This is a genomic window from Endozoicomonas sp. ONNA2, from assembly GCF_024606365.1.
Classification (GTDB): Bacteria; Pseudomonadota; Gammaproteobacteria; order Pseudomonadales; family Endozoicomonadaceae; genus Endozoicomonas.
On the sequence record NZ_JAHHPO010000207.1, the window covers coordinates 1 to 12941 of the forward strand.

Sequence of the window (12941 nt, forward strand, 5' to 3'; positions counted from 1 at the left end):
AATCATCAGGAACACTGAGTTTAAAATGGGAAAGTTATTTTTAGACGACTCCTAATTGTGTAAAAAAAATCCATTCAGGCCCGCTAACCTGGATATTTCATAAGCTGCACCCAATCTCGCACATGGATGCTGGAGCCAGCCAACAGGAGCAGTTGCCGCGTAAGACAGTCTATTACCGGACAGCCTCCAGCACTATAAAAAGGCTGTTCGGCATGCAGCCCTGTTGTTGTAAAAATATGTTGTAAAAAATATTTGGGTTAAGTAGTTGTCCCTGAATAATTTCAATATTTATTTCCCTTCTTGCCTGTGCAGAGGGCTCCATAAGCAAAAAATGTCGGTGTTATTTCGGGACAATTACCATGGAACTTTTACTGCGAATGAATGTCCGATCCTGTGTCATTAACAGAATGGGCGATTTCATGAATGTCAGTTCTATAGCAACAGGTATGGCTGGGGTTGGTCTGGCAGCTGCCGTCAAGCTCAATACTGGCGTGGATTGCCTGGCCAAGTGGCAAGCTCGAACTGTCATGGCTCTTGCCAGTGCAGCAGGCACCGGCTTGAGTCTGGTGCAGTGCTTGCTCGAAGGCAGAAACGTATCCTCCAGAACATTGGCGACACTGGCAACGAACGCTTGCATTCTTGCATACAGTTACCTGCAACCCTGGGCTGAAGTTACCAATGACCAGACTGCCAAAAAAAATGGTCGTTTTGGTATGCCCAATGAGTGTCTGAGGGAGTTATTCATTTATGGTGACCTGATAAGCCCGAAATGCAGTCCCTATCTTGATGATGCTGAGGTGCTGGAACTGATAGTAGAAAAATATGATGGTGATATGTATGACACACTGTGGGTGAAGTATATTGGTTTCGACTAAGGAATTGTCCCGAAATAACTTCATGATTTTATTCAGTCCGGGAAAATGTCGCTGCCCGCAAAAGCACAAGTGGTTTCAGCTTTTCGGTAAGCGGGCTGCGGGTAGCGTCTGTAGAAATGTCGAAGTTATTTGAGGGTAGCTCCTAAAGGCATAAAACACTTGGGCTAACGAACTTTCTCTATGCCCGATTGTCAAATCGAGTGTCATTAACCACATTGGAGAAATCATCATGAATATAGGCAATATGGCAACAGGTTTGGCAGGGGCTGGTCTGATGGCTGCTGTCACTGTCAATACAGATGCAGGTAACATGGCCAAGTGGCAAGCCCGCGCTGTAATGGCGATTGCTGGTTCCGTAGGAACCACCTTGGGCCTGCTGCAATGCCTCAATGAAGGCCCAAACGTATCCACCAAAACATTGGCGACACTGGCAACAAACGCTAGCGTTCTTGTATACAGTTACCTGCAACCTTTGACCGACAACAATTCCATGTCGGGCGAAATAAAATGTATTCCTCAATTCTTGGCTGATGGCACATTGGTCGGGCGGAAATGTCAACCCATTCATCATAATAGGTTTTAAACAGACAGGGCCGGGTGACATCACGCATTTTTGGTGAAATTCGTTCAGCCTGGCTCTGTTATACAAACTCATCCTTTGGTTCCGACGTGAATCATTAGTAGTGCTTTTCTGTACCAGAGTAATCTATTCCCGGACAGCCTCCTGAAAATGTCGAAGTAATTCAGGACAGCTCCTGAAGGCATAAAACACTTGAACTAAGGAACCTTCTCTATGCCCGATTGTCCAATCGAGTGACATTAACCACATGAGAAAAATCATCATGAATATAGGCAAACTGGCAACAGGTTTGGCAGTGGTTGGTCTGAGGTCTGCTTTCATTGCCAATACAGCTGCAGGTGACCTGCCCAGGTGGCGAGCCCGCGCTGTAATGACGATTGCTGGTGCCGTAGGAACCACCTTGGGTCTGGTGCAATGCTTCCAGGAAGGCGAAAACGTATCTGCCAAAACATTGGTGACACTGGCAACAAACGCAAGCGTTTTTGCATACAGTTTCCTGCAACCTTTGGCCGACACCAATTTGGCCGACACCAATGAAGATGTGCTGTACGAAACATCATGTACTTATGAAATCGTAAACTCGGCTGACGGCACATTGGAACAGCACTTTTGTCGACAAATTCCAATTAGGAACTAAACAGACAGAGCCAAGTGACATCACGCGTTTTTGGTGAAATTAGTTCAGCCTGGCTCTTCCGTGATAACCAACGGATAAGTATTGGTGCTCTTCTGCACCAGAGTAATCTATTGCCTCCCGGCTTCAATTCTGGTGTCTTGGGCTTATACCACCTGCAAAAGGGCAAGCTCTTGCGGGTAACGGGCAGAGTCTGTAAAAATGCAGACGCTATTTCACGTAGACAACATGCTCAATGACTTCGCACTCCAGGGCAGTCAGCATATCCCCCGGACATGGCCCGGCAATACACTCTCCCGTTTCAATGAGAAACTGGGCGCCGTGGTTAGCGCACTGTATCAGCCGCTTTTCAGAATCCAGAAACTGATCTGGTTGCCACTCGAGATTAATACCAAAGTGCGGGCAACTGTTTAGATAGACGTATACCTGATCGCCCTTGCGCACTGCAAAGATATGCCCACGTTCATTACGAAAGCCTTTGCTACCGGGATCCTGCAGTTCATTGATAGAACACAAACGAATCATTATTGCTCCATGACATCAAAAAATATCTCTTGCTGCTGAAAACTCTACCCTGTTATCAATCTGCCGATTGACTGTTATAAGCCAACAAAATATAACAATTGTATGAAGGGAATGTATAAAGATAATGTATATAGATAATGTATAAAGAGTTGCCATTCGACGTTCACCAGACTTTCATTATTGCTTTTCTATAGTGAACGACTCACGGCTAATTGGCAGCGTTTTTATCACACTAACAGGGATCATCGAGATTAAAGCTTTTGTTATGTTGAACAAGTTATCTCATTGCTTACTGCTTTTTTTATTGACCACACCACTGTTGCTCCCGCAAGACAGCCTGGCTAACGTGTCAGAACGGCAGCAGATGCTGTTCAAGCATGTTGAAAAAGCGCTGAAGACCGGTGATTATCAGCTTTATGAGAATTATCGATCGGAACTCAGTGATTACCCCTTGGCTCCCTACCTTGAGTATCTCCACCTGGCAGACAATCTCAGTCGTATGAATCAGAGCGATATTGACCAGTTTGCCGACCAATACCCTGATTTACCTCAAACCAGCCAACTCCAGTACAAATGGCTGCGGTACCTGGCCGGTGAAGAACGCTGGACAGCCTATCTCGCGGCCTATCAGCAGGATGATGGTGGCCGCTATCAGTGCCTGAAAGGCGTAGCCCTGCAAAAACTGGGACTGACCGAGCAGGCCTGGCAGGAAGCAAAAGGCCTCTGGCTGAAAGGCAAATCACAACACAAGGCCTGCGATCCACTGTTCGAAAGCTGGACAGCCTCCGGGGAACTCACTCAAAGCCTGATTCTTGCCCGCTTCTGGATGGCCGCAGAGCAAAACAACCTGTCCCTTGCCCGCTATCTGGACAAGTCAATTAAAGATACTGCTTTCAAGGTATCAACAAAACTGTTCTGGGAGGTGAACAAACAGCCCGAACTGCTTCATACCGCCCGGTTTAATGGTGACCTGGAACATCAGCGGATCATTATGATTCATGGCATCAAGAAACTGATTGCCAAAGACCTGGACCTGGCTGTCAGTACCTGGTTGCAAATGCGCAACAACCACCCGTTTTCTGCCCGCCAGCGATCCGTTATCGACCAGAGAATTGCCATGAAAGCTGCCAAGAACTTTGTTGATAACGCCGAAGCAATCATTGCCAGTATTGATCCCGACTTTCAGTACCCCAAGGTCACTGAGTGGCGAATCAGACTGGCCCTGGTGGATCAGGACTGGGAAAGTGTCCTGATACTGATAGAACGCCTGCCAGAGGCTATCCGCAGCGACAGCCGGTGGCGCTATTGGGGCGAAGTCGCTCTGCTCAAGTTTCAGGAGGCAAGTTACCGGGTCGTAGGGATGCCTTTTCCGGATAACCCTTCACTGCTGAAAACGCCGACGCTCAGAGCGCTTGGCCAGGAACGGAACTTTTACGCTTTTTTGGTGGCAGACCTGAAAGGCCAACCCTTTCAACTTAACCACCAGCACAAAGCCATTCGCCAGCAGGATCTGCGCAAGCTCAAGCAATATTACCCGGGCTTCAGGCGCATTCGTGAGTGGCTTCACCATGGCCGCCTTTATAACGCCCAAATGGAGCTTAACCGGATAACGCCAAGCCTGGATAAAACCCAGAAGCAGTTAATCCCCTATCTGGCCCATCAATGGGAATGGCACCACCAGGCGATTATGGCCGCTGCCCGGGCGACGCTCTGGGACGACCTTAACCTTCGCTTCCCGACACCGGATGCCGAGATTTTCAGTGAGCAGGCAGAAAAACGTGAGTTGGATTACCCCTGGGTTCTGGCCATTGCTCGCCAGGAAAGTGCCTTCCACCCCATGGCGCGTTCCAGCGCTGGCGCAATGGGGTTAATGCAGCTGATGCCGGCAACCGCAAAACAGGCGGCCAAACAGGCGGGCATACCGTACCGAAGGAAGTCAGAACTCTTTCAACCAGAAATGAACATTGCTCTTGGAACTACCCATCTGTCCTGGTTGTCCAGGCGTTTTGAAAACAGTCGAATTCTGGCAACAGCAGCCTACAATGCCGGAAGTACCCCTGTAAGACGCTGGTTAAAACAAAGAGGTCATTTGCCACTGGATATCTGGATTGAGACCATCCCCTATGATGAAACCCGCAAATACGTCCAGAATGTTCTGGCTTATCGCGTGATCTACAGCCTGCTGGAAAACCAGCCTGCACGCATGCTCTCATCTCAGGAGATGGCTTCGCTCAGTCTCAATCTTCAGGGGGCAACAATCATTGCCCAGAGAGAGCAGGGGCAACCATGACAGGGCCCTTCGGTTTTCGCTCATGAAAAATCTGCAGGTTCTGTTACACTGATTAGTTCTGATTTTTATTTCCTGGAGAACAACGTTTATGGACAGGCGTCATAAAACCCATGCTGTTCAGGTTGGACACGTCACCATTGGCGGTGATGCTCCCATCGTGGTTCAGTCAATGACGGACACTGATACTGCGGATGTCCAGAAAACCATCGACCAGATCCGCCTGCTGGCGGATGCTGGCTCTGAAATCGTTCGCGTAACGGTGAATACTGAAGAAGCAGCGGCCGCTATTCCGGCAATCTATGAGGGCCTGGCCAAACACAACTGCAATGTGCCTATCGTCGGGGACTTCCATTACAACGGCCACCTCCTGCTGACCAAATACGATGAAACCGCCAGACTGCTGCACAAGTACCGAATCAATCCTGGCAATGTCGGCTTTGGCGAGAAGAAGGATGACCGCTTCAACGCCATGATTGACGTTGCCATCAAATACGATAAACCGGTGCGTATCGGCGTTAACTGGGGCAGCCTCGACCAGGAACTCTCTACCCGGCTGATGGATGAGAATGCCCGATCCGACAACCCGAAATCTTCACAGGAAATCCTCCATGAAGCCCTGGTGCTGTCCTCTCTGACCAGTGCCGACGCGGCGGTTAAACGTGGCCTTGGAGCGAACAAAATCGTTATCTCCTGCAAGGTTTCCCGGGTACAGGATCTGGTCAGCGTCTATCAGATGCTGGCCGATCGCTGTGAATACGCCTTGCACCTTGGCTTGACCGAAGCCGGCATGGGCAGCAAGGGCATTGTGGCATCCAGTGTCGCCATGGGCATTCTTCTGCAACACGGTATTGGCAACACTATCCGGACTTCCCTGACACCAGAACCCGGTGCCTCCCGCGATAAAGAGGTGATTGTCTCCCAGCAGATCCTTCAGGCCCTCGACGTTCGCAGCTTTGCTCCGGAAGTGACCGCCTGCCCTGGCTGTGGCCGTACCACCAGCACCTTCTTCCGGGTTCTGACCGATGAAGTGGATGGCTTCCTGCGCAGCAGGATGGTGAACTGGCGCCACCAGTATGTCGGTGTGGAGAACATGAAAGTGGCCGTGATGGGCTGTGTGGTGAATGGTCCGGGGGAAAGCAAGCATGCCAATATCGGTATCAGCCTGCCCGGTACCGGTGAGGCACCCTCTGCTCCGGTATTTATTGACGGCGAAAAATTCACCACATTGAAAGGCGAGAATATCGCTGAAGACTATAAAAAACTGATCGAGGAGTATGTGCAGAAAACCTATGCTCCCCGGGAAAAGCTGATCGCCAGTCACTGCTGATGGGTCTTTCACTTCACTGGAAAGACCCATACAGCCCGGGAAGATTCAAGGCGTCAGAATCAGGGTATACCTTGCATCACCCGGCAGGAACGGACTGGCCTTGCCTTCCACCCAATCCATATAGCCTGCAGTAAAGAAAGGCGAGAGCGGGTGACCACTCTGACCACCGGGCATATGGAATATAGCTTTATCTTCACGCCCGGGTGAAACCACCATCCGTTGTGAAACACCCTGATCCGCACGTTGCGCCCTGGGCATCCAGATATCCCCCAAGAGGGGTACAGCGGACATCTCCAGCAGTTTGCCAAAGACAGGTATGACACCACTTAATGGGTGACGAATATCAGCCGTGTTTCTCTGCCCCCAGGTGGCCGTGGCCAACTGATCTTCGCCACCGAGATCACTCACCACCTGATCCACGGTTTCGATCAGCAACTCATCCCAATTTTTGTACTGAGGACTCAGCCAATGTATTGGACGCTCATCCAGAAGACGCCATATCATCTCGCTTTCGTGATTCAACTTCTGCATAAAGCCATCTTCTACATCGTCCCTGGCTTCTGGCGAAAGGGACAAGAAATAACGCCCCAGTGACGACATGATTTTGAGTTCAAGAGCATCTTTATACTCACGGACCAAACGGTAACCCACATCGTCAGTCGCAGCCTTGCCAGACCAATTCTGTACATAATGATAAAACGTCAGCCGGGAAAGGTTGCCTGCCATCACATCGTCAGTGAGGGTATCCAGCAACAGCCGCCGCCAGTTATCCATATAGAGCGCGCGATGGTCCAGGGCAATCTCCAGCAAAGCCTGTTCATCAGCGCGCTCAAGCGCCATCAACGCATCACGAATCTGTATCTGCCTGGGTCCGAGGGCATAACCCCCATTGCCTATCTTGTCGTAGTCTGCGCCACTGACAATACGGGCATTGGCAGTCCAAACTCGTTGACCCACAGGATTATGTACCCGTGGATAATGCACATCAGCTAGCCAACCATCCCAATTATCATCAGCCTGCTGCCAGGGCAGTGGGTAAGTAGAATCAATACCTGATCGGTTTGGAATCTGTCCGGCAACGGTCCAGGCGATATTGCCTTCACGGTCACCCACGGTAAAGTTCTGGGGTGGAATTCCGCTGCGGTTGGCAATGGCCATGGCCTGTTCTACATTACGGGCAACTTCCAGGCTCACCAGATGAACATTGGTTGCCTCAGGACGGTGCGCAGTCCAGCGCAGGGCGTATTGCGTATTGTCGTAGGTTGAACCAACCACCGGCCCCCAGTGGGTGCCTGAATATTCCACGACGACCGGTTCCTGACCTTTGATATTGATGGTTTCAGTCCAACGTTCAAGGGGGGTTGGACCATCATTGGTCATGTACTGGCCAGCATCGATATCCAGCTCCACCAAATCAACCCAGTCACCGGCAGTATTGGTAAAACCCCAGGCGATGTGAGTATTGCTGCCAACCACAATAAACGGCGTACCCGGTAATGTGACTCCGGTAATATTGACCCTGTCGTGTGGTTCGTCCGGGTGTGGATAACTCAAGGAAGCCCGATACCAGATTGTGGGCACACGATGGCTCAAGTGCATATCATCTTGAATGATGGCTCCACCATGGTCTGTTAACTCCCCGGATACTGCCCAGTTATTACTGCCGATGAGGCTGTCTTCCAGGGTAGTTCCACCCAGATTGGCATAGAACTCTGCCTCTTTGCTACGCAGGTCAACAAGATCTGCCCCCGGGGTCGGTACATCCGGCAACTCACCAGGCTGCATCGGTGAATCCCAGCGGGTTTTCAGTGGCGAGAGAAAATCAATAACAGCCGGTGCGGTTACACGGCTGAGGAAGCCTTTCAGGTTATCCAGTTTCACTTCATCATCATTGAGATCCATGTACATGCTGAAAATCGACAGATAACCGTCTTCATTTTTCCAGGGCTCAGGCTCCACACCCAGCAGCAGGTATTCAAAAGGCTTCTGTCCAAGGTCTTGCAAGCCATGATTGACTCCATCGGTATAGGCATTCAGAAGGGCCCGATGCTCAGCGGTCATAATCTCCACCGCCTGCCGGGCAACCTTGCGGAAACGATGTTTTCTCTGTCGTTTATCGTGATCCAGCGCCAGTTCGCCTACCAGTTCAGACAGTTCACCTGCAGAGTTGCGCCGATTCAAATCCATCTGAAAAAATCGATCCTGGGCATGGAGATAACCGGTAGCAAAGGCAATATCTGTACGACTATTGCCGGATATCAGGGGAATGCCCTGAGCATCTCGCTCAATCGTAACCGAGGCATTAAGAAAGGCAACCTGCACCTCACCTTCGAGCAGGGGAAGACTCTGGCGAAGAAGAACAAAAGCTGTAAGGATGGTCAGCAAGGATATTGAGACAAGGAGAAAAAAGCCTCTCCTTAACCAGATCAACATTGATGCTACTCCATTGTTGTTATTATGTGGCTGGGAAAATAGCACAGTTTTCTCAGGCTGCCCATGGAATTGCTTTAACACCAATGTCAAAGAGGCCGATCCCATGCAGATGCTTCAGACAAATCGTCAGCCTGCATCAAAATAACCTCATCCGCTGGCAAAAATTATGACTTGGTCCGACGTGGTCAATCCCGATAGAATACGGCTCATTTTTAATGGCTCTAACTTGAATTATTGGTAACGCGCCGGAGTTCCCTTACCTCAACAAAAAAGGACTTGCAATGCAAATCAGCAATCGCCGACTCAACATTCTGCTGCTATTATCGCTATTTCATATCGCGACCATCACTGCCAGTAACTATCTGGTACAGATACCGTTTCAATTCTTTGGTATGCATACCACGTGGGGAGCATTTTACCTTTCCGTTTGTTTTTCTGGCTACAGATCTGACTGTAAGAATCTACGGATCTGAGCTGGCCCGGAAAATCATATTTTCCGCCATGTTCCCGGCCCTGCTGATCTCCTGTCTCGTGTCCGTCCTGTTCGTGGATGAAACCGGACTGGCCAGCTTGAATGCCTTTGTTGCCAGAATTGCCGTTGCCAGCTTTTCTGCGTACCTGATTGGCCAGATTCTGGATATCACCGTTTTCAATCGATTACGTCAACATGCCCTTTGGTGGGTAGCACCGGCCTGTTCGACCATTGCTGGCAACCTGATGGATACCCTGAGTTTTTTTAGCCTGGCCTTTGCCGGTTCATCAGACCCATTCATGGCGGCACACTGGATGGAAATTGCCTTGGTCGACTACGGCTATAAACTGGTCATCAGCATGCTGTTCTTCCTGCCCATGTATGGTGTGTTGCTGAACTTCCTGGTGAACAGATTGAATGTACCCATGCAAATGAATTCCCGACAAGTCGCATAAATCCATGAGTATTTCCGTAATAGCAAACCGCCTTACCCAAGGCGCTGACCTGAAAATAGCTGTACAAGAACTGGTTAATAAGTACCGGATTTCTGCAGGTTCCCTGGTCTCTTGTGTTGGCAGCCTGTCCAAAATAAACCTTCGTCTTGCCGGTGCCGAAACTACATTAGCCGTCGGCGGCCCTTTTGAAATTGTCTCTATAATGGGAACATTGACACCCGATCATCAGCATATCCACATGGCTGTAGCCGATGGTAAAGGACATGTTTTTGGAGGACACCTTTTGGAAGGCAATATTGTTGATAGCACGGCGGAGGTGGTTATTCACAGTTATCTACAACTGGCGTTCTCAAGAGCCTTCGATCCATGCACAGGCTACACAGAACTGGTCATTGACAAGCATTAACACCTGAGAAAAGAGATAAAACCCATGGCAAGTTTTCAATAAATTATATCACTCCTACATTTGAATGTGGGAGTGATATAAAAGCCCTTCAGGTTAAAGTGTAATCGGATGGGTTATTTCTATATCTGATTACTTTCCAGATTATCAAGGCACTGCTCCGTATTCTCATATTTCTCATGAACCCGTTGCAGTCTGGTATTCAGACTTTTTATTGCAGGTTTCATGTTCTCCAGCCTGTTCAGCATTTCAACCATAATTTGTCGCATGCCATCAATCTCATCACTAATTCCGGTCCATTCAGATTTGAGTTGATTCGTTTCTTGACTGGTTTGTGCTCGCATCCGGTTAAAAATCATCCTGAGAGCCGCAAAATTTTGCAATCGTTTATTATTGAAAGCTTTATGAATAGCATTTTTTAAATCTTCTTCATTTTTAGTATGTGATGATCGTTGATGAGCAAAATAATCACCAATGGTATCACAACCGTAGCAAGAATCCGGCGAGAAACTGAGTTGGGTAAGATGAGAAAAAGCAGCGGGAGAAACGTTGAATAAATCACCTATTTTTACCAGGTAAGCGAGAGATAATGTGTAAAAATGATAGTCTGCTTCGAAGTCAGGGTATGCGTCTCTTCTTTTGGCAAAAATATCCTCTTTCAGCAATGCTGAAAATTTCATGATTTGTTCTGAGTTAGCAAGATCTTCTGGCAAGTAAGGTATCAAGTCTCTGAAAAAAGTCCGGTAATGTGACAAGACGGTGTGAAGGTTGGCAGAGACCTTTTCGTATTCGAGCCATTGGTTACCTGACGATGGGATGCTTTCCAGCTGTTTTTTATAAACGTTCAGATAATCTGCGATAAGAACAATTGCCAGTTTGGCAATCCCTTCGAAACCTTCTTTACCAAGAGGCAGCTTGTTGGAACGTGACTGCTTGGTAAAGAATACGTCGGCAGGCGATTTCATAAGATAGGCTGCTGACTCCGGTGAGATAATGGCTAACGGCGGGTTCATATCCGAATTGATGGTGGCCACTATCTCATCTTTTTGCATCTGGTCATATATTCGATCATAGTGCTGTTTGATGCACATACCACTTGTCAGCTCAATTTCTGAATAATCCTCAAGGGAAGGTTTAATGTAGGGAGCCAGATAAATCAGTAGCTGTTCAAAGATGTTGGATACCTGGCCAATGCTTGTATCAGAGTTGGTACTGGATTCATGGGCTATCAAATCTACCAGGGCTTCAGGACTTTTCATGCCATAATGGCTGCTTTCTCCGAATACTGACTCATAAAAAGCAGTCATTGCGGGATTCTTTATGCTGTTGTATTGGGCTGTCAAATGCTCATCAAGCTGTGAAAGCCTTAATTTTAGCAGTTCACCTGCTGGCAGGCGATCAGCTGTTGTCGATTGAAACAATACCTTGCCTCTGAGCATTTCAAAGGCAGGATTCTCGAAATTATCATATAAGGCATGTGTCAATGGGGATATTAATAACAGACAAAATGCTGGTAATAAAAAAATAAATGCATAAAGGTTATATTTAATATAACTGATATCAGACAGGTTAATGCGATTCACGACCATATTACCCTATTTATAAAAGACAAATTTAAAATAGGGTAGCTTTCCAGAGTTTGCAAAAGAGTTGATGAAATTTTGGTAAATTTTAAGCACATCATGCCAGCACATCATGCCATTGTGGCCCGGGGATTGGTGTATTTGAATGGAAACTAAAAAAGGCATCAGCATTGCCGAAGTTATTTTTTTGAGTGGCTTTTTCAGAATTGACAGAGGATTTTCAATGCCTTCTAAACCCTCCCTTGAACAAGTGCGTCAGACGCTGCAGCATCTTGCCAATAATGGGGGTGTCCATAATCCAGTGAGGTTAAGTGGTGGCCATCAGCTGAAATCCGATGTGCCAAAAGTCAGCTGGGTGACGCGAACTGTCAAACAATTAACCTCTGGCGAAGAAACAGCCTCTATCCATGGCCAGCAGAAACAGAAAGCGGTTGATTTGATTTGTGAATATTCTGATAAATCATTGACGGACAGAGAAATCACTGTGGGACAGGCCTTGCTGTTACTGCAGTCGCCAGCATCCGATGAAGAATTTCTTGAATGTGTGAAGTTGAACCAGTTTGAGCTTAAAACAAGTCTGGGTAAAAGACTGTTTGAAAGTTATCTGGAACAAAAAATACCGAAAGAAGCTGAAAATTCTGTTGACCGTCTCAGTGACATCGATCGTTTGCTGGCAGAGTTACCTGTCGGATATGAAGATTCCAGAGCGCAGGCTGATCAGTGGTTGACCAGCCAAAAAATTAAACTTTTAGTCAATACCCCTGCCTGTGACAAAGTTGTCCGGGACGTTCTGAGTACCCCAGAGTCCCGGATGGGCCACTCTTCAGACATGGAGGACTCTCAGCGTATGAAGCAGGGTTTACCTGAATATTTGAAAAGGGTAGACATGGTCGCAAGTTTACCAGTTTCGGCGCTGGAAACATTGCAAAAAAAACTGGATGAAAAAGGGTTGGCATCGTCCGATCCGCTCTACCAGAGCCTGCTCGCCCGTACCTCTTCAGGGCAAAATCGTGAAGGTCATATCAAAACAATAAGAGAAAGTTACCAAAATTATCTGAGTCTGTTTGACCAGGAAAAACAGAAAATTAGTAAGTCAATGGCAGAGGACAAACTTAAACTCGAAGGGTTTGAAAAAGATAAAGAGTCAATGAGTATTGAGGACATACAGGAGTCCTTGTGGGTAGGCTATACAAGACGCGGTATTGAGGACAACGAAAAAAGACATAAAGTACTCGAGGAATGGAGCGGTTTAATGCAAGCAGAATTGAACCGTTTAAACCAGGAGGCTGCCCGAGAATAGACTGCCCTGCGCGGCAACTGCTCCTGCGTTGCTCTGGCTCCTGCATCCATGCAGTCGTGCGGTG

At 48.0% G+C, this 12941-nt stretch carries 10 protein-coding genes and 1 pseudogene; 8 read left to right on the forward strand and 3 right to left on the reverse strand.

Annotated elements, in window-relative coordinates:
* Positions 1-359 precede the first annotated feature (359 nt).
* The 3 genes from KDK14_RS03730 (at position 360) to KDK14_RS03740 (ending at position 2092) form a co-directional block, all read left to right on the forward strand.
* On the forward strand, positions 360-875 hold the full coding sequence (locus KDK14_RS03730) for a hypothetical protein (protein ID WP_257263677.1): 516 nt from the start codon (positions 360-362) through the stop codon (positions 873-875).
* 229 nt (positions 876-1104) lie between these two features.
* On the forward strand, positions 1105-1458 hold the full coding sequence (locus KDK14_RS03735; protein ID WP_257263678.1) for a hypothetical protein: 354 nt from the start codon (positions 1105-1107) through the stop codon (positions 1456-1458).
* 259 nt (positions 1459-1717) lie between these two features.
* Positions 1718-2092 carry a hypothetical protein gene (locus tag KDK14_RS03740; protein ID WP_257263679.1) on the forward strand — a complete coding sequence of 125 codons (375 nt, stop codon included), beginning with the start codon at positions 1718-1720 and terminating at the stop codon, positions 2090-2092.
* Between the two features lie 207 nt (positions 2093-2299).
* Here KDK14_RS03740 and KDK14_RS03745 read toward each other — a convergent pair whose 3' ends face one another.
* The gene (locus KDK14_RS03745) at positions 2300-2614 is read right to left on the reverse strand and encodes a Rieske (2Fe-2S) protein (RefSeq protein WP_257263680.1); all 315 of its coding nucleotides are present in this window, start codon (positions 2612-2614) and stop codon (positions 2300-2302) included.
* Between the two features lie 304 nt (positions 2615-2918).
* Between KDK14_RS03745 and KDK14_RS03750 the strand changes: the two genes are divergently transcribed.
* A complete protein-coding gene (locus tag KDK14_RS03750) occupies positions 2919-4904 on the forward strand; it encodes a transglycosylase SLT domain-containing protein (protein WP_257263681.1) in 1986 nt (661 codons plus the stop codon).
* An 88-nt stretch (positions 4905-4992) separates the two neighbouring features.
* The gene (gene ispG / locus KDK14_RS03755; protein ID WP_257263682.1) at positions 4993-6231 is read left to right on the forward strand and encodes a flavodoxin-dependent (E)-4-hydroxy-3-methylbut-2-enyl-diphosphate synthase; all 1239 of its coding nucleotides are present in this window, start codon (positions 4993-4995) and stop codon (positions 6229-6231) included.
* Between the two features lie 45 nt (positions 6232-6276).
* Here ispG and KDK14_RS03760 read toward each other — a convergent pair whose 3' ends face one another.
* Positions 6277-8664: a penicillin acylase family protein gene (locus tag KDK14_RS03760; protein ID WP_257263683.1), complete on the reverse strand. Its 2388-nt coding sequence runs from the start codon at positions 8662-8664 to the stop codon at positions 6277-6279.
* Between the two features lie 281 nt (positions 8665-8945).
* Here KDK14_RS03760 and KDK14_RS03765 point away from each other — a divergent pair.
* A pseudogene (locus KDK14_RS03765) lies at positions 8946-9591 on the forward strand (7-cyano-7-deazaguanine/7-aminomethyl-7-deazaguanine transporter).
* A 4-nt stretch (positions 9592-9595) separates the two neighbouring features.
* Positions 9596-9997: a PPC domain-containing DNA-binding protein gene (locus KDK14_RS03770; RefSeq protein WP_257263684.1), complete on the forward strand. Its 402-nt coding sequence runs from the start codon at positions 9596-9598 to the stop codon at positions 9995-9997.
* Between the two features lie 119 nt (positions 9998-10116).
* Here KDK14_RS03770 and KDK14_RS03775 read toward each other — a convergent pair whose 3' ends face one another.
* Positions 10117-11577: a hypothetical protein gene (locus KDK14_RS03775; protein WP_257263685.1), complete on the reverse strand. Its 1461-nt coding sequence runs from the start codon at positions 11575-11577 to the stop codon at positions 10117-10119.
* A 223-nt stretch (positions 11578-11800) separates the two neighbouring features.
* Here KDK14_RS03775 and KDK14_RS03780 point away from each other — a divergent pair, with 223 nt between their 5' ends.
* Positions 11801-12877 (forward strand): hypothetical protein, encoded by a 1077-nt coding sequence (locus KDK14_RS03780; RefSeq protein WP_257263686.1) that lies wholly within the window; start codon positions 11801-11803, stop codon positions 12875-12877.
* Positions 12878-12941 lie beyond the last annotated feature (64 nt).